A 21,103-nucleotide genomic window follows, 5' to 3' on the forward strand; every position below is an offset into this window, starting at 1 on the left:
TACCNATGTACTGCTGAACAAATAATGTTCAAAGATCAACAGCCTCTAGTAAACGCCAAAATTTATTAAGATCTTCTCTGTTTAACACCGCCAGAGAAATTCCAGAAAAAAGGACCATATCCATGGCGGTAAGCGACGCTGCATCTGATTCATTTAATAACGACATCAAACCCTTTGCTGCAGAGTCATTTCGCCAATAGGTAAATGAACGCTCACCGCACGCATCAGTATAAATTTTGTAAAGCCCGATATGTTTGTCTGGGTGAGCATATAAAAAGCGCGTATTGATTGACTCACCTCGAGTAAATTCCAGCATCTCTTTAGAAAGCGGGTCACTCCCTATCGCACTAATAAAATAACTCTCTAATGCTGGGAATGTGCGTTTTAAATAAACGGCAGAATTAAAGGTATCGCCTGCAAAACCTTCCTGCAGTAAACCATCCACTTTTTTAAGTTCAGCCATGCACTCGCCAATAAAACCAACTCTCATATATTCCACCCTACGAACTCATAGCTTTGTATTATTTGCTTGTTTTAACGTTATTCGGCGCTGCTGCAAGCAACGCCAATTGACTTACTCTAATGACTATAATTACTGACACTGGCAGCCGTCTTTAGCCATTAGAAAATCTATAATTGACGGCTTATCGGTGTTACTAAAGCTATTTTGGCTGAGCGTCGTTTGTGGCTCACCGACCGTGTGCTCAATGCGTACCTTCGCACTAGAGTCGAACGTATTATTTCGAATGTTTGTTTTTTGGACGCCATGAAGGAAGATGCTTGCTTTGCGCTTATTTCTTTTGCCGTGACCCACCTTGGTCAGCGTATTATCACTCAACGTTACTTTGGGCCCGAATGTACTCTCATCCGTCCCCCCACGATAAATCAAGGCTAGTGCTCCGCTCACGTTTTCAAAAACATTATTGCTAATGTTGAGTACTTCAACGTTGTAGATACCCAAGTCATCTTTTTCTTTATTGAACGCAAATACGTTTCCAGAAATTGTTTCAAAATGGCTGTTCGTCACAGAAAAATGCGTGGCAAAGCTTCGCGCACCAGCAGAAAAGAAATGAAAACTATGATTAATGTCTACATCGACCACTTTCACGTTATCCATGGTGAAGCGGTAGTTCGTTAACATGCCCCATTTTTTGGTACGAATTAGTGTATTGCCTGCCGCATCAGGCGCATCTGTGCCCGCTAAGGTTACACTTTGAAGCGCTAAAGCCCCATTATCGCTAATTTCGAATAAGGCAGAGCGTTGGGGTAAAATCGTAACCAAGTCAGATGAAGCCCCTTCTATAGACAATACCTTTTCAACCTTAATGATTTTTTCTTCGCTGTATTTGCCTTCACCTAAGACAAGCACATCTCCATCTTCGGCCTGGGTGACCGCGTCGAAAATAGTGTTCACACCGGGCTCTACCCTTATTTCTTTACCCGATTTAAATGGCAATTCATATTCTTTCTTTTGATACCAGCTTGGGCCTACCTCATCTTTTGATAATGCTTTTACGCTATCGTCTGCACCTACTTGCATACCGTCAACAGTCACATTTGTTGATTCACCAATATCAGTGCGCTTGGTAAAACCCGCTTCAATCTGACTTTCAACGCTGTAATTAGCAATATTGTTCGAAAACGTTATACCGCTAATATCATCGAAGAAGCTGAATGTAGTGGGAACCCTGTTAGCAACAACAAGGTTTTTCGTAAATACGCTGTCTACTGGGGGCGCTGAACGTTCTTCATCTGCGCCAGCGGCTAGCTGTATGTGAGAAACATCAATAAAGGTGTTGCCATGAAGGGTGTTCCCACCCGACTTAACACTAATAATCTCTACTTCGCCATTACATCTATCAAATACATTGTTCTCAACGCGAGTGAACGAGTTTTCTAATGAATAATGACTTGTGCCAATTCTTAGTGTTTCCCCGCCATTTGAGCCCAGTTCAGGTCGGTAGCCAAAGTAGTTATTGTCAATTTGGTGGTAATTTTCAGTGCTATCCGCACTATCTAGTCGCACAGCAACGGTAACGCCACGATTGCGCTTACCAGCAAGATAGGAGTGATCGAAGCGATTGTGTTTTCCATAAAGCGCAACCCAATAGTCACTCTCAAATTTATCGGGTTTTGAATAGTCTTCAATAACCACTTCGGTAACGCGGGTATGGTTTGCCACATCATCTTTATTTACTCGAAAGCTAATGACCGAGCCTGAAGGCGAATAACCATTTTTAAATACTAACCCTGATACCACCACGTGGCTTCCAGCAATTGCTAAGTTAGATTGACCAGAAAAAACCACCTCGCCTTTTGTTTCAGCACGCAAAGTAACAGGGGCTTGTTTGCTGCCTTGGGCCTGAAACTTAATTTCGAAATCGCGATACGTTCCGTTTTTAAAAACAATATCGTCTCCCGGACCTACCTGGCTAACAGCATCGTAATAGGATGCTTTAGAATCTACGAAAAAGTCTTCAGCGTTAACAGTCGAGTTTAGCGTCAACAAAGTAACAACGCCGACCGCTGACTTAAAGGTACTCTTTAACTTCATACATCCCTCTCCTTGCCGAGCAAGTATTGAAATTTTATTGCTCTAACCGCATTAATTGGTCACGTTGTTTTGCAAAAACGCAATTATGCTGTTATTTATTTGTTACCGATTGTTTTATAATCTAACCAATAAACAAACCAAAAACAACCAATTTATTTTACCAATAACCAAATCAATGTATTACCAATTAGACTTTTTATCGTTTAATAAGCGTTAGTATTAACGATACATAAGGGACTTTGCGCTTTGCGCTAGTTTCGATATACAATGGTCAGATAGAATTCTTTTACCAATTGTGTACCCTCTACTTGGTAAGCAACAGGCAAACAAGGGCTGTAAATATGAAGACTCGTCGTCTTTTCTGGAGCATCGTTGAGAAACTCGAGGCGCTAATTGATCAGGGGATTTATCCTGAAGGTAGTCGATTACCCGCTGAAAGAGAGCTTGCAGAAACTTATAATGTTAGTCGCCCTACCATTCGCGAGGCTATCATTGCTCTTGAAGTGCGCGAGCGCGTTGAAGTAAAGACGGGCTCTGGCGTTTATGTACTGCATCAAAAAAAGCCTGGTCAGGTAACCAAGCCTATCAGTGCATTTGAACTCACACAGGCCCGTGCATTGGTTGAAGGCGAAGCGGCAGCGCTTGCAGCAGCAACCATTTCTAGTGAAGAATTAGAGGCATTGAAGCAAACCTTGGTAGAGATGAAATCGCCAGAGAAAGCGGATGAAGCCGACCAACGCTTCCATCAGATTATTTCTCAAGCAACCCGCAACAATGCAATTATGTTGTCTGTTGAAAACTTATGGGCACTGCGTAGAAGCGTTCCACAAGTTATCGCTGCATATAGTGACGTGTGCTCCCAAGGTGAAGAGCAAAGGCTTCAAGAACATACGCTTATCTACGATGCTATAGAAAGTAAAGATTCGGCCGGTGCACGCCGTGCAATGCATCAGCATTTTAATCGTTTGATCAATGCATTATTTGACGCAAGTGAAGCAAAAGCACTTGAAGAAATTAAACGAAAAACAGATGAAACCAGAGGGCTCTATTCAATTGCTCATTTAAGACAGTAGTGACAGAAGGTTTTCTGATTGTAAAATAAAACAGGCTTCTTATTTCTAAGAAGCCTGTTTGCTTTGTAGGGTACTCTTATGAGTCACTGTTTTTATTATTTTGCTTTAAGGCGTAAGAGCAAAGTTCTACTTCGAGGTAAATATTGAACCTAAAATACGGCCCGCCACTTCCCCAAAACTTGCTTAAACGCGTAGATAAGCTTGTTCACATTCCGCTTTCTCAAGCAGCAGAAAACCATTCCATACTACATTTCGGCCTTACCAGATGCCAACCAGTTATTATTACCAATATTGATAACCTGTTATTTTTGTGAATCTTCACGACAAATTTTTTACGAGTCCGTAGAACTTTTTAAGCAAGCCCGTTCACGCCAATAAAATAAAAACAGAGTAAAATAAAAATTAAGAAAAATAAAATCAATAACTTAGGATAACCACCCTTTAGTTCAAAGCCTCAGTACTTTAGCGTCTTATGCACAATAACAAGCTAAGAGACCTATATGACCAAAAAAGTTAAACCTAGTTATATGGCACAAAGGTAAGAAAAAGCTTTACCATGTTTGTTATAACAGATAAAAAGCGCGAAATTACTTTATGCGCTAATAACACTCACACTTACGCTGTGATAACCAAGTGAAATTAAAAGATGAATGTTGAAAGTTTAACCCAACATGCTGAAGAAAAGTTGGCTCTCGTTAAAGCATCAGTTATGTCTGATAGCTTTATTATTCAGCTGACAACCATAGCGGTAATATATTGCATAGCCTTTTTACTTGCCAGGCAAGTGAAGAAGCCGTTTAAGTTTACTAGAGAAAAGCCCGAGCAAGGTGCACACACGATGCACGGGTTTCTATATAACTTAGGTGAGGCTCTTTTTCCGCTTATCACTATAAGTATGCTAAAGCTGACCACTGTGCTAGGCGCTCAGTTTCAGTTTGACGCGTGGCTATTAGAAATAGCGGTTGTCGTGGCATTAATGCTGTTTGTGAACTCACTCATTACCGGCTTTGTTGAAAATAAAACCATTGCAGGGCTTATGCGATGGGTAGGTTTACCGATTTTATTTTTGCACCTTGTTGGCATGCTACCACTTATTACAACAGCGCTGGCGTCGATAGCGATTTCAGTAGGGAATGTTGAGATTTCTGCCTATGGGGTGACCCGAGTAGTGTTGTTTGGCGGGCTGCTCTTTTGGTTAGGTCGCAGTTCAAATGCCATCGGTCAAGACATCATAAGAAACCACAAGTCCCTTGATGTATCCACCAAAGAGGTATTCGCTAAGCTTTTCGAAGTAGCCCTTTTCTGTATCGTATTTTTATTGTTACTTAATGTCATGGGGATCAACCTCACTGCCCTCGCTGTTTTCGGCGGCGCGTTAGGCGTGGGTCTTGGTTTGGGGCTTCAATCTATCGCTTCAAACTTTATATCAGGCATTATCATATTGTTAGATAAGTCGCTAACCGTAGGTGACTATGTCGAGCTTGAAGACGGAAAAAAAGGCATCGTAAGAGAATTCAAAATGCGCTATGCCGTGCTTGAAACCTTCGACGGGAAAGATGTACTTGTACCCAACGAAAAATTCATCAGCTCTTTACTCATTAACTGGACGCACAAAAACCAAAAGCAGCGTTATCGTATCGACTTCTCGGTTGCGTACAAAACAGATATTCGCGCAATGGTAGAAATTATTAAAGATACCGTGGCGGCACACCCGCAAGTGATCAGTGGCGAAGACATTCCTTTTGAAGAACTACCAGACTGTGAAATAGATAGTTTTGGCGACTCGGGCGTGAACATGTTTGTTGAATTCTGGATGGAAGGAATAGACGACGGCAAGAATCGTGTGGGCGGTGATTTGTTGCTGGCCGTCTTTGAAACCTTACGTGAGCATAATATTGAAATTCCGTTCCCTCAACGGGAAGTTCGCGTTATCAACGAGCAAGATATCGGTATCAGAAATACCACTTCGTAAGTCATTGAGTATTACCTTCGCGCTTGACTAAAACCTTGCGCGAAGCATATCCCACTGCCACTCTTGTGCAATTAACCCTAGCGCTTGTGTAAACTTCTCGTAGTCGTTTTGCCCCATGGCCGTCGCGACGGTTTTAAGTTGAGATTTGGCTCTTATAGCTTTCACCTGAAGCAGCTCAAGACGCTTATCTGCGCTTGCATCGAAGTTATCAACTAAGATTGCGTTCGCCTTATTTGAGGCTTCCCATGCGGTAATGACATAGCCAACCAGCTTGGTATACACGCCTACCATGCGTTTTCGCTCAAAGATGGGTTCAAATAAAGAACCTTGCAGAGTTTTATGGAAACTGGCTTCGGTTTCGAAAACAACAGTGGCCTCTGCGTTTTTCAATTCCTCTAGCACGCTATGTAAAAGGTGAATGTGCGTGGCGGTGTTCAGTTTATCAGAAGATAACGCGTTAATATCGTCGCTTAACATATCTAAATTTACTAAAGCACGTTGAAGACTGGCCATTAAGTTATGTCATGGATGGAAAAATAAGGTTCAGTGTAGCGAATTCGAACACGGTTTTCGACGAATACTCGATGGTTTTGATACTGATGACGTAAGCTTAATTTGAAAGCTGTACTTTCACTTAAAGCTAGGAAGAACAATATGACTGTTGCTTCGCTTTTTTACAACACCCTGGGTACTATATGGGCAAAGCGGATGTTTAAAGCTTGTACAAGCTTAAATAATAAAAACATTTGCATAAAAAAGGGGCCCTCCTAAAGTAAAGTGCCCCCTTTTGTTAGCTATCAAGCTACGAGTTAACGAGTTTGACTTACTTCGCTAGCTTCGCATTGAGGTCATGACGTAAATCAAAACGGTCTAGCGTCATTACTTTGGTCCAAGCATCGACGAAGTCTTCAACAAAGCGGGTTTTCGCATTGTCGTAAGCATACACTTCAGCAACCGCGCGTAATTCACTGTTTGAACCAAACACGAGGTCTACAGGTGTACCAATATACATAACTTCGCCAGTACTTCTGTTAACGCCTTCATAACCAGAAGCATCATCGGTTTTTCTCCACTTAACGTCCATGTCTAGCAACGTTACGAAGAAGTCATTGTTAAGCGTGCCCACGTTATCGGTAAATACACCGTGGTTAGTGCCACCAGTGTTTGCACCTAGAGAACGCAGACCACCTAGTAGTACCGTCATTTCAGGCACGGTCAGGTTTAGCTGGTCAGCTTTATCTACTAGCATATCGGTTGGTGAGCGATAGCTTGCTTCTGCGTTGTAGTAGTTTCTAAACGCGTCTGCGGTTGGCTCAAGTAGCGAGAAAGAGTTAACGTCAGTTTGCTCTTGCGTGGCGTCAGTTCGACCTGGAACCACAGGTACGCTAACTTCAACACCAGCATCAGCAGCCGCTTTTTCGATAGCTGCAGCACCGCCAATAACAATCAAATCAGCAAGCGATACTTTCTTCTTCGAGAACATACGCGAGTTGTAATCTTCTTGTAGTTCTTTCAGTTTAGCTACTACTGCTTTAACCGTTTCTGGCTCGTTCGCTTCCCAGTTCATTTGAGGCTCTAGTGCGATACGTGCACCGTTTGCACCGCCACGTAAATCAGAAGCGCGGAAGCTTGACGCCGCAGCCCATGCTGTTTTAACCAGTTGCTGTACTGTTAAGCCGCTATCTAAAATATCAGCTTTAAGCTTTTTAACATCTTTGTCAGAAATGGTTTTGTAATCAGCTTTAGGCACAGGGTCTTGCCAGATAAAGTTTTCTTTAGGGATGTCGTTACCCAGGTAACGTTCCTTTGGACCCATGTCGCGGTGCGTTAGCTTAAACCATGCTTTTGCAAACGCCGTCTGATACTCTTTAGGGTCGGCTAAGAAACGTTCTGCAATTTTACGGTACTCAGGGTCATACTTAAGCGCAAGGTCAGCCGTTGTCATCACTGGTGGGTTTTTCTTACCTTCCACGTGTGCATCCGGAACTGATGTGTGTAGTGACTCATCAGTAGGGACCCATTGAATAGCGCCGGCTGGGCTGCGAGTTTGCTTCCACTCAAAGCCTAATAAGTTCTGAAGATATAAGCTTGTCCACTTAGTAGGTAGTTGTGTCCACGCACCTTCAAGGCCACTAGTTACGGTATCTTCAGCGTTGCCTTTACCACAGTTGTTTTTCCAACCTAACCCCTGCTCTTCTAGGCCTGCACCACCTGGCTCAGCTTCTAAGCAGTCTGCTGGTTTGTGAGCACCGTGCATTTTACCGAATGTGTGACCACCAGCGATTAGCGCTACGGTTTCTTCATCATTCATTGCCATACGAGCAAACGCGGTACGAATATTTTTGCCGAGCCCATTGGGTCAGGCACACCTTTAGGGCCTTCTGGGTTAACATAGATAAGACCCATGTGCGTTGCACCTAGTGGACGCTGAAGTTTGCCTTCACGCTCTTCACGATCGCTTGCAAGCATTTCTACTTCAGGGCCCCAATACACCATATCTGGTTCCCAGTCATCAGTACGACCGCCCGCAAAACCATAGGTGTCAAAACCCATGTTTTCCATACCTACTGTACCCGCGAGGATCATCAAGTCGCCCCAAGAAAGGCTTTCACCGTACTTTTGCTTGATTGGCCACAACAAGCGGCGTGCTTTGTCTAAATTTCCGTTGTCAGGCCAGCTGTTTAACGGGTCGAAGCGCATTTGGCCGCCATCGCCGCCGCCACGGCCGTCTAGCGTACGGTAGGTACCGGCACTGTGCCATGAAAGACGAATAAAGAATGGTCCATAGTTTCCAAAGTCTGCTGGCCACCAATCTTGCGATGTAGTCAGAAGCTCATTGATGTCACTTTTAACTTGGTCAAGGTCAAGTTTAGAGAATGCCTTGGCGTAATCGAAATCTTCGCCAAGTGGGTTAGAGCGGTTGTCATGGTCCCTTAGCGGTGACAAATCAAGTTGATCTGGCCACCAAAATTGGTTGCTTTTCGGTTGAAAAGCTTTTGTCATGCCCGTGCCTTTTGCACCGGCTGGCTTACTAATTTGATCATTAGCAATCGCGCCTGTGGCACCTAGCGAAAGTGCTACAAGTGCAGATAGCGTGGTTTTTCTAAACCTGTTCATGTTCATGGTTTTTTCCCGTCTGAGTTTGTTTTCGTTATCAAATTGCGGCAATTGCGTTAAACCGCAACCGTTAACATTTTGTTTACCTTGTAAGCAATTAAAAGATAGACGGGCTTACGCTTTATTTACAGTTGATAAAATGAATTCAACTGATTGGAAAATCCAATCAATTAAAAAAACTATTAAATTCTGACAGTTAGCCTTCAGATTTATTTAAACAGATAGAAAAACGCTACGGCTAACGAAGCGTACATATTAGTCAGATGAGTGTCGTGAATCTCTTTCAGAGGCTGGGAAAATTTTTCTCGTCTTGTTTTCAATAGCACAAGGCACCTTTTGCCAAGTGATTAAAAAACAGGCGGAAATACTCATCTCTCTGTAAAGTTTTCTTTTCTTTGAAGGTAATTTTGCAATTTTTACCATGGCACAGCACTTGAAACAGGAGTAGTGCAATAAATCACGCATTAACTTCAATAAGAAGTCGATGGAATGTTATAGAAGTAATGAGGATGAACTTATGAAAAACACACTTAAGACACTTACTGGACTAGCTACTGTTGCCTCTATCAGTGCAATGGCTTCGTTTGGTGCCCATGCTCAGTCTAACCAGATTGAAGCAAAAGACAGTGGTTTTTACGTAGGTGGTAATTACGGTTACCTACGCGTTGAAGGTGAAGACGACTTCGACGACGACAAAGACGTATGGCAAGGCCTTGTAGGTTATAAGTTTAACGAATGGGTAGCGATTGAAGGTGGCTACGTCGACTTTGGCGATTACGGTAACGATATCGCTGGCGCTGAAACAGATGGTTACACCGCTGCTATCAAGGGTATTTTGCCACTTACCGAGCGCTTCTCGCTTTATGCTAAAGCGGGTCAGCTATGGTCAGAAACTGAATACAACTTTGCAGGCGTATCACGAGATAACGACGATGAAAGCTTGTTCGTTGGTGCAGGTCTTAGCTACGCGGTAACAAGTAATTTCTTAGTAAACGCTGAATACACCGTTTATGATACTGAATTGGACGCAGATGAAGCGTTCGATGATATCGACGATACCGATTTTGAGACCGATCTAAAACAAGCAAGCATCGGTGTTGAATACCGCTTCTAAGACAAGCGCTTGTTAGCGCATAAACTTAGTTAAATAGTTACAAAGCCTTTGCCCTGTGCAAAGGCTTTGTGTTGTTTGTCAGCCATCTATTCGCTGAATGAGTTCCGTCCACTCTCGTATTTTCGACACTGTCGCTTTAACGAGATTATCTATTTCGTTTGACGAGGATTGCGAATTCCCTGCTAAGGTTCTACTTCATCTGCAACTACGGCAAAGCCTCTTCCCATTTCTCCCGCGCGAGCAGCCTCAATAGCAGCGTTTAGCGCAAGTAAGTTTGTTTGCTCAGAAATTGAATTAATTGTTCCGACGATATTACTAATGGTTTGGCTTGTAACCAATAGCTCTTTCATGGCCTCTTGTGTATCGTTCACAGCCTGTTTACGAGACGATATGTTCACAGCAAAAAAGACATAACGGGTCACTCTGCCATTGAAATCCTTAAGTGCGCTTACCCTTGCATCAAACGCCAGTAAGTTCTCTCCTACATCGAATTCCATAATTTTTGAAACAAACCCCGATGTCTCGAGTGCGGTTTTATCTTCAGGCGATAGGCTTTTCATGACTTCGCTAGCAAACGCTTGAGAGCCCATCACGTCTTTTAACGTATCACGTAAGAGCTTGTTCGCCTCAATAATTTCACCATTAGGCTCCATTTCCAAAAGCACCAGTGCGCTACCAATAGCCTTAAGCTTATTGGTGAAGTCTAGCGCCATTTGTTTAACTCGGGTGATATCAGCTTGAACCGCTATAAAATTTACTAACTCTCCCTCTTTAAAGACAGGGTTTATCGATAGCGACGTCCAGTAAGGCGTCCCGTCTTTTTTGTAATTCAATATTTCATCGTAAAAAGCTTCGCGATTTTTTATCTTTTGGCGAATAACACTCACGGTTCGCTGATCGGTTTCTTCACCTTGTAAAAACGACCCGGGCTTTTTCCCTCTGACTTCATCGAGCTCCCAACCGGTTAGACGATAGAATCCGTTGTTTACATACTCAATTAAACCGTTAGCATCAGAGATAATGACAGCGTTATCGGTTTCGTTAGCAACTAGGGAAAGCATACGCTGTAATTCTCGCTGCTCAACTTCTTCCGTAACGTCTTTTATAAAAGCAGTATAAAGCGTTCTATCAGCTAACTTCACTTTAGATAAAGACGCCCCCATAAATCTTTGCCGTCCTTTCTCTCAATTTTTACTTCACGACTAGTGCCAACTATCTTGTCTTGACCGGTTTCGCGATTCGCATTGACATAGTTATCGTGGTTCGCTTGAATTTCGTGGGGAACCAGCATTTTAACGTTAAAACCAATAACTTCTTCTCTTTGGTATCCCCAAAGTTTTTCTGCCGATGCATTAAATAAGGTAACGTTGTTATTTTCATCGATACAAACTACAGCATCTAGCGCTTGCTCTAGGGTCTGCTCTACAATTTCACGCGACTCGCGCTCTTCAGTGACATCCCTAACAAAGGCCGTATAATGTTTTTTACCGCTCACAATCACTTGGGATAATGCTAGCTGCACCCAAATACGTTCACCGCTTTTCGTTTCTAACTCTACTTCTCGCGAACTGCCTACAATTTTATTAACGTTGGTTTGCCGGTGAGTATTGACGTAGTTATCGTGATTAGCTTGGTGTTCTAGCGGAACCAACTTTTTTATATTTTTACCGAGCACTTCACTTGGTGTATAACCCCACAAGCGTTGAGCGGCTTCATTGTAAAACGTGATTTCGTTTTTTTCGTCTATAGTGACAACCGCAAGTATCGACTGAGAGAGGGCCTGCTCGGCCGCATTTTCACGAGAGAATAACTTCATTACTTTGCCCTATTACCTATATCAACAAAGGGTATAGTTTACGTCTTATGTTTTTTCCAGCTATGGACATAAAATATAGTAAAGCATGAAAATCTTACAATTTGTGCTAATCATTTCCAACTTAGCTCCCGTCTAAAAAACAACTTATCAATTAACATCAGTGAGTTAGAAAACCTTTATACGCATGTTCATCAGGTATGAATTCTGCAATCTCTACTACAGATTAATAGAATGAATAACAGGTAAAAGCACATGCAATCAGGTAAGAGCATATTCCAACCAGGCCAAAACTGTTGGGTCGAAAGTAAGGCCCGTTTCTCTACGCCACTCATTGATTGCGGGAATTACTATAAGGCGTTGCACAGTTCAATAGTTAAAGCCAAGCACAGTATCTTTATTGTAGGCTGGGACATAGACAGCCGAATTCGCCTACTAAGAGGCGATGACGAAGCCAATAGCGAAGCACCAAGTGTAATTAGTGACCTGCTAAAGTGGAAAGCTGAACAACTCCCCGATATTAAGATTTACCTATTGCGGTGGGATTCATCGTTGGCATTTTTCGCTCAGCGAGAAATGTGGGCGAAAGAAGTGTGGGAAGAGAAAACGCCGGATAACGTACAAACTGAACTTGATGGCACAATTCCCATGGGCGGTAGCCAGCATCAAAAAATCGTGGTTATCGACGATGAATTGGTGTTTTCAGGTGGAATGGACGTGTCGACAAATCGCTGGGACACTCGCGACCACCCCGTTGTATCTGAAGAGCGCGACGGCCCAGATGGCGAATATGGCCCCCTTCACGATGTGCAAATGGTATCAAGCGGTCCCGTAGTAGAAGATTTTGCAAAATTAGTTAGATGGCGCTGGCAGCGCGTAGCCGAAGAATCTCCTATTGATATGAGAGAAGACGCGCGGATTGATGATAATGCGCCCCTTCCTGATGCGTGGCCTGAAGATTACCCGCCGCTTTTTGAAAACGTAGAGTGTGCACTTGCCCGTACTATTCCGTTTATGGATGAAGTAGAGCCAGCGCAAGAAGTACGTCACATGCTGCTTGACCTTATCGGCGAAGCCGAATCTGTTATCTATATTGAAAACCAATTCACAACCCGACAGGAGATAGCCGAGGCGCTTAATAAGCAACTTAAGTTAAAGCCTAATCTTTCGGTCATTATTGTGAGCTCTTACGAGCCCAAAGGAAAGTTTGAGTGCGAAGCATTTTGGGCGAGTCGAATTGAATTTAAAGCTATTTTAGAAAAGGGCATCGACCCAGAGCGAGTGAAGCTAACCTACTCTTCCATTGAAGACATGCAAGGTCGCCGCGCTTATAAGCGTATTCATTCAAAAGTGATGACCATTGATAACAAATATCTTGTGATCGGCTCTTCGAATTTAAGCAACCGCTCTATGACCTTAGATACAGAAATAGACACAGTGTTGTTTGGCAATAGCAAGGAAAATCAAGCCTGTATTGAACAGGTGCGTAATGATTTACTTGCTGAGCATACCGGCAGAGATATTGCCGACATGCCGGCTATTTTCGATAACGATTCACCGGTTGAAGCCTTAATGCAGGGGCAAATAGCACATGGCTATGTGCTAACTGAAGTACGTGATGAAGTTTTCACTGAACACTCCGGCCAAAATATGTTTCGTGCACTCTCAGATCCAGAAGAACCTTTGATCTCGGTGCCAACTTTTGATGGCGCGGCCCTACCTGCTCGCAATCCAAGACGTCGAAGCATTATGATTTTGATAGGTCTTGCAATAATTGCCGTGCTAGGTGGGTTAATGTTTTGGGCGAGTCAATCCATTCCGTGGTTGAGCTCGGACAGCATCAATACCTTTTTAGAAAAAAGCAGGGGCACTTACTTTGCGTTACCCACGGTCCTATTAGTCTATGTTGTTGGCGGTATACTGTTCTTCCCCGTCACCGTACTATCACTGGCTGTCGCCGCTATTTTCGGTCCAATTTGGGGCCCTATTTACGGCATCATGGGGGCACTTATGAGCTCAGCCATTATGTTCGGTGTTGGCAAGCTATCGGGTAATGCTGGGCTTAGAAAAATAGGCGGCCCTAAAGTCGCGGCGGTTGATGAAAAACTGAAACGCAGCGGCATAGTTGGCGTAGCAGCTATCCGGATGTTGCCTGTGGCGCCCTTTAGTTTAGTTAACTTGGTAGCGGGTATTTCATCAATAGGGATCTTCCAATTCTTGGTAGGAACGTTTTTAGGTATGTTTCCTCCCATGATTGCTAAAGGCTTAGTGGGTGATTCTATCGCGCAAATTTGGCAGAACCCATCGCCTGAAACAATCAGCTATTTAGTGGGCGGTATTGTACTGTGGGGCTTAATGATCTGGGGCTCACAAAAGTTCGCTCGATTCTATCAAGCCCGTAAAGAAGCGAAAAGCGACAGCGAAAATGAAGATAGCAGTAGTAAAAGTGAGGTAAAAAAATGTGCCGCATAGTGACTTATAATATTCACAGCGGAATAGGTAGAGACAAAAAGCATGATTACAAACGCATTGGGCAATTTCTCGCAAGCAGCGGTGCCGATGTCGTGTTGCTGCAGGAAATGGACACCCGCCCTCCCGAGCGAGATACCGCACAAGATGTTAGAGACATATGTGCCGAAAATACCTTTAAGCTTATACCTTCGCCAGCCATCAGAGAAGCTGATGGCTGGTATGGCAACGCTATACTCACTCGCTACGACGTTTTATCAAACGACAGGGTTGATGTAAGCCAAAGCGGGCGACAACCGAGAAATGTGCAAATTGTCGAATTAAAAACAGAGAAAACGCCGCTTACTGTCGTGAATACGCATAAGGGACTAAAAAAACTGGAGCGGCGCTCACAGTTCTCTTTGCTTCATGAGCACCTTTCTCAGCGTCTCAAGGAAAAGCAAACCCCGTTAGTACTGGCTGGAGATTTCAATGAATGGCAGTTTTTTTCTAAAGCATTTAAAGGTTTGAATTCTTTGCTTTTTCAACAAAAAGTCGGTGCTACATTTCCTAGCCAATTCCCCGTCTTTTCGTTAGATAGAGTTTGGGTTACCGATGATATAAAAGTTAAAGCCTGTAGGACGCTTAAGAATGCTAAAACCAGAGTATATTCCGATCATCTGCCTGTTCTTATCGATATAGAATTGCCTGAATCTCCTGACTAATGACCTGGTTAATCACCCAGCTAGCAAGGTTTAGACAGGGCGTAATATTATGCCGATTGGGCAATAAACGTCGATGACGCAAATTCTAGCGTGCCGCACCAGTGGTTAAGGGTATTTTCTTGCGCCACTACCTGTCTAATAACATCGATGATATGGCCAACGTCTTGCGTCAACTTAACCTGCTTATTGGTTGCCGCTAAGACCGTTCGGTGCATTTCAGGCTGAGTGATTTTAAGCGTGGATATCAGCCCCGACTCTCTAAGGTGAAAGATAGCTGAAGTGGGCAAAATCATTACGCCTTCTCCCTGCATAACCTGTCTTAACCCCGTCATAAGCTGCCCCGAATAAGCCAGATCGTGCTTTAAACTTACCCCCGTCGCTTTTTCATAATCAGCGATAAGCTGGCCTAAGGCGTCTTTATTGCCTGGAGATAAAAGCGGCAGCTCGCTTATCTCCCAAAACTTGATGAACGACTTTTCTCTTAGCTCGGCGTACTGAGAATAGGCCGGTGAAGCGGTGAAAACCAAGTGTAATTCTTCTTGAATAAGCGGCGTTAGGTTCATGAACCTAGGTTCAATAGCCTGTTGGTAGGTCAGCGCGATGTCCACCTGCTTAGATTCAAGCCAATCATTGATAGTGTAAGAAGGTCCGGTACTGATCTCTACTTTTACGTGTTTGTGATTTTTTGTAATTTCAGTTAATAACGGCAGTGAAAGTACATTGCCAATTGAAGGCAGCATACCAATCTTAAGTTTTTTTGTGCTGTGCCGGGTGAAATGCCTCCATGGCTAACTTTACATTATCTATTTCATCTGCAATTTTCTCGGCGTGCTTGTAAAATACTTTTCCCGCAGGCGTAAGGTTAACCCCAGAAAAGCTTCTTTCAAGTAACGTGGCTTTTACTTCCCTTTCTAAACTTGCTATTTGCTGACTTATAGCCGGCTGCGCTATATCTAACGCTCTGGCGGCAGCCGCAATACTTCCCTTTTGTACCGTCGTTATAAAATAATGCAGCTGTTTAGAATGCACTCGTCCCCCTTAATAAACCCGCAGCAAATATAGATTGCGCTTGGCCCCAAATCGATTGATTTGACAGTATGCGCACTGTGGTTTAACGCAAGCTATATGCCATTCCAATCAGTTATATGCAGCAAATTTGTAAAAATTGCGGGGAAATGGGAGAGACAAAAAATCTGATGCAGCTTAATACTTAAGTCTAACACCAAGTAAAATGGGCCGTTCGCTTAGGGTCAATACTTTTCTTATACCCCTGAATATTCTTCTTTCTTCCGCGAGCGCGAAAGAGTTTTTAGCCTAGACCCTGTACACGAGTTACACAACAACAATAACAAGATGCGAAACGCATCAATGTGGTGCTCGTGCGTGCCTAAAAAGAGTGCAGATTTAAACAATCCACATTCACAAATTAAGTAGCAATAAGCACGATTGGGAACACTGATGAAACAAAAGAAACTCCATACTGCAGTACGTTACGCACTTACCGGATTAACCCTTTTTACCACGTCAATGCTTGCACAAGCGCAAGAAGTGACAGAAGAAACCGCCGAAGCGAAAGACTTAGAACGCATCGCTGTTGTTGGGGCGCGAGGCGCGCCACGGTCGGTGACCAGTTCTCCTGTGCCGGTTGATGTATTAACCGCAGAAGACGTAGAGGCAGTAGCTTTTACCGATATGAACAACGTTCTTATGACCTTGGTTCCCTCTTACTCCGTTGGCCGTCAGCCTATATCTGACGGTGGAACCTTTATTCGCCCCGCAACACTTCGTGGCATGCCTACCGATAAAACCTTGGTACTGGTTAACTCTAAGCGACGCCATAGAGCAGCACTTGTTTCTATTGGCGGCTCGGGTACACAGGGCCCAGACATTGCAACTATCCCCACAGCAGCCATTAAAACAGTAGAAGTACTTCGAGACGGCGCGGCAGCGCAATACGGTTCAGATGCTATCGCTGGTGTTATTAACTTCCAGCTTAAAGACAACACGGAAGGCGGTTCTTTTACCGCTGATTATGGCACGTACTATGAAGGTGACGGTGACCAAATAACCGTTACCGGCAATAAAGGTTTTGCCCTTGGAGACGATGGCTTTTTAAGTATCTCAGCAGAATATTCAGATAGCGAAGCAACATTTAGGGGTGAACAATATTGTGAGCCGTGGTTCTGTGTTGACGAGCAATCAGAACAGTATATTGCCGATGCAACAGCCATGGCCAATAGTGTACATGGTTCAGACGTGGTACAGCCGTGGGGACAACCGAATACAAGCGGTACGCGGGTATTTGTGAATGCGGGCTACGCCTTGTCTCCTGAAGCTGAGCTTTATGCTTTTGGTAACTACTCAGAAAGTGAAGGCGATGGTTCGTTCTACTATCGCTACCCAGGCAACGGTACAATTGAAGATATTCGCCTTGAAGACGGCTCTATCTGGAACCCAACCGAATTCTTTCCCGGAGGGTTTACGCCGCGCTTCTTTGGTGACGTAACCGATTACTCTTTTGTAGGCGGTATCAAAGGTATGTCGGGCGACCTTACCTATGATATTAGTGGACGTTACGGAAATAATGAAATTTCCTATACCCTTGCCAATACAATAAACCCATCATTAGGCAACATGTCACCCACCTCTTTCGAGCCGGGCGACCTCACCAATGAAGAAACACAAATACAAGCTGACTTTACCTACGACCTTAGCGAGTACGTTCTTGCCTTTGGCGCAAGTTACCTAGATGAGTCATATGAAATATCTGAAGGTGAAGAAGCATCATACTTTGCCGGTCCTTACGCAACGTCCGACCCTTACGGATTCTGTGACGGAACCACAGCAACGGCTGCGGGCCTATCTGTCATTGCAGCAGGTTCCTCACTAGATTGTTCTGACCCAGACGACGCCGTTTATACTGTAGTAGGCGTTGGCTCTAACGGCTTCCCTGGATACTCTCCAGATTACTCAGGTTCGTACGAACGTGACTCCTATGCCGTTTATACCGACATTTCAGGTGATATTACCGATGAACTTTTTGCCCAGGCAGCACTGCGATATGAGGATTATTCGGACTTTGGTTCTGAGGTGGTATACAAAGTCGCAGGGTTCTACCAACTAACGGATGATGTAGGCTTTAGATCGTCATTTGGTACAGGTTTTAGAGCGCCTACACCCGGCCAGCAAGGCACAACTAACGTTTCTACTCGCTTGCCAGATGGCTTCCCTGTTGCAACAGGTTTATTCCCAGCGGGTGGCGATGTAGCGCAAGCCCTTGGTGCCGAAGCGCTCTTGCCTGAAAAGTCGACTAACTTCACGTTGGGTATGACTGCTAACTACGGCGACTTAACGCTTACTGTCGACTACTACAACATTAAGCTAGAAGACCGACTTTACTCGGTTTCTACACGCGATGTTTCAACCACAGTGGTCACCGACCCTGACGCCGATGGCTATGATGCATACCAAAACTACCTTGCGCTTTCAGGTGCGAATGTATCGGGCGCCGAATCTATTGGTGGCGTGTTCTTCTTCCAAAACGCCTTCGATACGGTAACCGAAGGGGTCGACGTAGTTGCCACCTACAAAATGGAGTCTAAATACGGCGCTACAGTGTTAACCGGCTCTGTGAACTACAACAAAACAGAGTTTGACTCTGACCCTAGTGAATACCTTGATGCTGAAGATCAGTTCGACTTTGAAAACAGTCGCCCTGAAATGCGCGGTGTGTTCTCAGTGACACATAGCTACGACGTATGGTCTGCCGTTGCTCGCTTGAGTTATTTCGGCGAGTACGAAAATGCGGGTAGCGATGATGGAGAAAACGCGACGAGTATTCAAACATTCGGCGATGAGTTCATGTTCGATATTGAAGGGTCTTATCTCATTAACGAAAACCTCACGTTATCAGTAGGCGTGAGAAATCTCTTCGATAACTACCCCGACGTTAGCACTAATGGCGACGCCTGTTGTGGTGAAGTTTATGACTCTGGCTCGGTTGTCGATTGGCAAGGGGGGTATTATTACACCCGACTCGCCGCTCGCTTCTAATGCACTCTCGCTAACACCGACTGTTGTCGGTGTTAGCGTTTTAATTAACTTTATATAAGAAAAACGTTAAAGGTCACTCATGTTTTTAGCTGTTTTAAGCGGAGAAGAAAGCAGATGGAATTAGAACTACTGTGGTTTGTAGTTACTTTATGTATTACCGGTGCTATTGCAGGCATTACAGCAGGCCTGTTTGGTAATGGCGGTGGGTTTGTGGTTGTGCCGGCATTGCTTGCCGTTTTTCCCTTTTTTACTCCCCCTTCAGAAGCATTGGTTAAAGTTGCAATAGGGACGTCTTTAGCGTCTATCGTTGTTTCTAGTGCTCGGTCTGTCATGGCGCACCGTGCGAAAGGCGCTGTTGATTTTGACATTCTTCGCTCGTGGAGTATATGGCTTATTCTTGGCGTTGGCGGCGGGTTATTGATTGCTAACAACTCAAGCGCCAACGGGCTAACCGTTGTATTCGCTGCAGGCGTTCTACTATATTCGGTCTATTTTCTTTTCCCTGAGTTCGTCGTTCGACCCGGGCTTGTTTTCAACATGCCTAAGGGTATTGGTAAAGCTGTACTGGCGTTTGTACTCGGCGGCTTTTCTGCATTACTTGGTATAGGCGGCGGCACCCCTACTGTTATCACCATGGTTATGTGTCAGCGAACCATACAGCAAGCGGTAGCAACCGCAGCTGGTGTAGGCTTTTTAATTGGTCTTCCAGGTGCGATAGGCTTTTTGTTCATGAAGCATCCCGACACTGCCTCACTTCCGGTAGGCACCATCGGTTACATCAATATTCCAGCCCTTGTTGCAATTAGTATTGGTGCGATCTTTACCGCGCCAATTGGCGCGAAAATGGCGCACAACTTCAGCGAGAAGAAGTTAAAACGCTTATTTGGTATTTACCTCGTCATTGTATCGAGCGCCATGTTTTATAAAGCCATATAAGTAGTTTAAAAAGGAGAAAAACCGTGAGTTATAACCGTTCAAGACGTTTATTTATCGGTGGCTCTGTAGCCGCGTCGGCGATAGGCGCAAGTGGATTAAGCAATCTAGTTAGTGCGCAGTCTGTAGAAGCCGCTGCGAGTCAGCCCTCCGTTATATACGGCCCAAAGCCAGGCGTTGCAAAACTCAATGCCAATGAAAACCCTTTTGGCCCAAGCCCAGCAGCTCTAGAAGCAATTGCCACCGCGTCAGCCCAAGGTGGCGCTTATTATGCGTACCCCGCCGCTATGACACTTCTCGATATGATTGCAGAACGTCACGGCATTACGCGTAAGCATATTTCATTGAGTGCGGGTTCAAGCCCGATACTGTCTTATGCCGCCGTTGCCGCGAGTAAAAATGGAAAAATTCTTGGTCCGGATCTGTTTTGGGATACCACCTCTAAAGCCCCTGAAAAGCAGGGTGCACCCGAGATAATGAGAATTGCCAACACCGCCGAACTCGATATTGACCTTGATGCGATGTACGCCGCCATCGATGACTCAATTGGAATGGTACATATTTGTAATCCAAACAATCCGACCGGTAAAGTACTCGACCCTAATAAGCTACGAGATTTCTGCATAAAAGCATCTAAGAAAACCCTCGTACTGGTTGATGAAGCCTATAATGAACTTATCGACGAACCGCCAAAGCACACCATGATCCCGCTGGTTAAAGCCGGCCATAATGTCATTGTTGCGCGTACGTTTTCTAAAATCTACGGCCTTGCAGGCATGCGAGTTGGTTACCTCATCGCCTCTGAAGAAAACACTGAATGGATTAATCGCTATGGAATGGGCGGATATACATTAAACCAAGCCGGTCTTGCCGCCGCAATTGCTAGCTACAACGATGATGCCTTTTTAACTTTTTCAAAAGAAAAAATTTATGAGGGTAAGGCAATGGTTATGGACGCCGTTAAAGCCAACGGTTTGACGGCACTGCCATCAAGTACTAACTTTATTTTCGTGAACTTAGGCGATGGTAACGCTGAGTATTTTCGCCAAGCGATGGCTGAGAAAGACGTGCTAATACGAGGGATTTATCGCACTTACGATAATTGGTCTCGCGTAAGTATGGGTAAAATTGCCGACGTTAAACGTTATGTTGATGCCATGCCCGCGGCACTCGATAAGATGTACAAGATGCAAAATACCTAAAATGTTGTGGTGTGTATCGAGTGGCGGTTCACACCCTTACCTCCCCCTTACAATTAACGCTTTATTCAATTCAACTAAAAGTCTAATACGCACAAAAGT

The 21,103-nt window shown here is 44.3% G+C and carries 15 protein-coding genes and 1 pseudogene; 8 read left to right on the top strand and 8 right to left on the bottom strand.

Features of this window, described 5'->3' with window-relative positions:
* Positions 1-28 precede the first annotated feature (28 nt).
* Both ACX5J7_RS14865 and ACX5J7_RS14870 read right to left on the bottom strand, forming a co-directional pair.
* Positions 29-490, bottom strand: a complete 462-nt coding sequence (locus ACX5J7_RS14865) for a PfkB family carbohydrate kinase (protein WP_287149058.1) — start codon at positions 488-490, stop codon at positions 29-31.
* A 102-nt stretch (positions 491-592) separates the two neighbouring features.
* Entirely contained in the window at positions 593-2,554 is a 1,962-nt protein-coding gene (locus ACX5J7_RS14870; RefSeq protein ID WP_474376888.1) for a polysaccharide lyase 6 family protein, read from the bottom strand.
* A gap of 341 nt (positions 2,555-2,895) precedes the next feature.
* On the opposite strand from ACX5J7_RS14870, the gene ACX5J7_RS14875 reads away from it, so the two are divergent.
* Both ACX5J7_RS14875 and ACX5J7_RS14880 read left to right on the top strand, forming a co-directional pair.
* A complete protein-coding gene (locus tag ACX5J7_RS14875; protein ID WP_012519729.1) occupies positions 2,896-3,627 on the top strand; it encodes a FadR/GntR family transcriptional regulator in 732 nt (243 codons plus the stop codon).
* A 646-nt stretch (positions 3,628-4,273) separates the two neighbouring features.
* A complete protein-coding gene (locus ACX5J7_RS14880) occupies positions 4,274-5,599 on the top strand; it encodes a mechanosensitive ion channel family protein (RefSeq protein WP_015068056.1) in 1,326 nt (441 codons plus the stop codon).
* A 27-nt stretch (positions 5,600-5,626) separates the two neighbouring features.
* Here ACX5J7_RS14880 and ACX5J7_RS14885 read toward each other — a convergent pair whose 3' ends face one another.
* Entirely contained in the window at positions 5,627-6,112 is a 486-nt protein-coding gene (locus ACX5J7_RS14885) for a hypothetical protein (RefSeq protein ID WP_498707392.1), read from the bottom strand.
* A gap of 310 nt (positions 6,113-6,422) precedes the next feature.
* Positions 6,423-8,722: pseudogene (gene katG / locus ACX5J7_RS14890) on the bottom strand (catalase/peroxidase HPI).
* A 511-nt stretch (positions 8,723-9,233) separates the two neighbouring features.
* Between katG and ACX5J7_RS14895 the strand changes: the two are divergent.
* Positions 9,234-9,830, top strand: coding sequence for a porin family protein (locus ACX5J7_RS14895; protein ID WP_012519734.1), 597 nt, complete (start codon positions 9,234-9,236; stop codon positions 9,828-9,830).
* 182 nt (positions 9,831-10,012) lie between these two features.
* Here ACX5J7_RS14895 and ACX5J7_RS14900 read toward each other — a convergent pair whose 3' ends face one another.
* Together ACX5J7_RS14900 and ACX5J7_RS14905 are read right to left on the bottom strand one after the other, a co-directional pair.
* Positions 10,013-10,993, bottom strand: a complete 981-nt coding sequence (locus tag ACX5J7_RS14900) for a PAS domain-containing protein (RefSeq protein ID WP_498707394.1) — start codon at positions 10,991-10,993, stop codon at positions 10,013-10,015.
* Positions 10,969-11,646: a PAS domain S-box protein gene (locus tag ACX5J7_RS14905; RefSeq protein ID WP_462836047.1), complete on the bottom strand. Its 678-nt coding sequence runs from the start codon at positions 11,644-11,646 to the stop codon at positions 10,969-10,971. The genes ACX5J7_RS14900 and ACX5J7_RS14905 overlap by 25 nt, the downstream gene beginning before the upstream one ends.
* Positions 11,647-11,898: 252 nt before the next feature.
* On the opposite strand from ACX5J7_RS14905, the gene ACX5J7_RS14910 reads away from it, so the two are divergent.
* Both ACX5J7_RS14910 and ACX5J7_RS14915 read left to right on the top strand, forming a co-directional pair.
* Positions 11,899-14,115 carry a VTT domain-containing protein gene (locus tag ACX5J7_RS14910; RefSeq protein WP_485165487.1) on the top strand — a complete coding sequence of 739 codons (2,217 nt, stop codon included), beginning with the start codon at positions 11,899-11,901 and terminating at the stop codon, positions 14,113-14,115.
* Positions 14,103-14,816: an endonuclease/exonuclease/phosphatase family protein gene (locus ACX5J7_RS14915; RefSeq protein ID WP_498707395.1), complete on the top strand. Its 714-nt coding sequence runs from the start codon at positions 14,103-14,105 to the stop codon at positions 14,814-14,816. Before ACX5J7_RS14910 ends, ACX5J7_RS14915 begins: the two co-directional genes overlap by 13 nt.
* 47 nt (positions 14,817-14,863) lie before the next feature.
* Here the strand turns inward: ACX5J7_RS14915 and ACX5J7_RS14920 are convergent, their stop codons facing one another.
* Both ACX5J7_RS14920 and ACX5J7_RS14925 read right to left on the bottom strand, forming a co-directional pair.
* Positions 14,864-15,556, bottom strand: a complete 693-nt coding sequence (locus ACX5J7_RS14920) for a LysR substrate-binding domain-containing protein (protein WP_498707396.1) — start codon at positions 15,554-15,556, stop codon at positions 14,864-14,866.
* Positions 15,557-15,563: 7 nt separating this feature from the next.
* Positions 15,564-15,845, bottom strand: a complete 282-nt coding sequence (locus ACX5J7_RS14925) for a LysR family transcriptional regulator (RefSeq protein WP_498707398.1) — start codon at positions 15,843-15,845, stop codon at positions 15,564-15,566.
* Positions 15,846-16,274: 429 nt separating this feature from the next.
* On the opposite strand from ACX5J7_RS14925, the gene ACX5J7_RS14930 reads away from it, so the two are divergent.
* From ACX5J7_RS14930 to ACX5J7_RS14940, 3 genes are all read left to right on the top strand, one after another.
* The gene (locus tag ACX5J7_RS14930) at positions 16,275-18,869 is read left to right on the top strand and encodes a TonB-dependent receptor plug domain-containing protein (RefSeq protein WP_498707399.1); all 2,595 of its coding nucleotides are present in this window, start codon (positions 16,275-16,277) and stop codon (positions 18,867-18,869) included.
* A 114-nt stretch (positions 18,870-18,983) separates the two neighbouring features.
* Positions 18,984-19,805, top strand: a complete 822-nt coding sequence (locus ACX5J7_RS14935) for a sulfite exporter TauE/SafE family protein (RefSeq protein ID WP_020744275.1) — start codon at positions 18,984-18,986, stop codon at positions 19,803-19,805.
* A gap of 23 nt (positions 19,806-19,828) precedes the next feature.
* The gene (locus ACX5J7_RS14940) at positions 19,829-21,004 is read left to right on the top strand and encodes a pyridoxal phosphate-dependent aminotransferase (RefSeq protein WP_015068065.1); all 1,176 of its coding nucleotides are present in this window, start codon (positions 19,829-19,831) and stop codon (positions 21,002-21,004) included.
* The last annotated feature ends 99 nt before the right edge of the window (positions 21,005-21,103 follow it).

The organism is Alteromonas infernus (assembly GCF_902705815.1).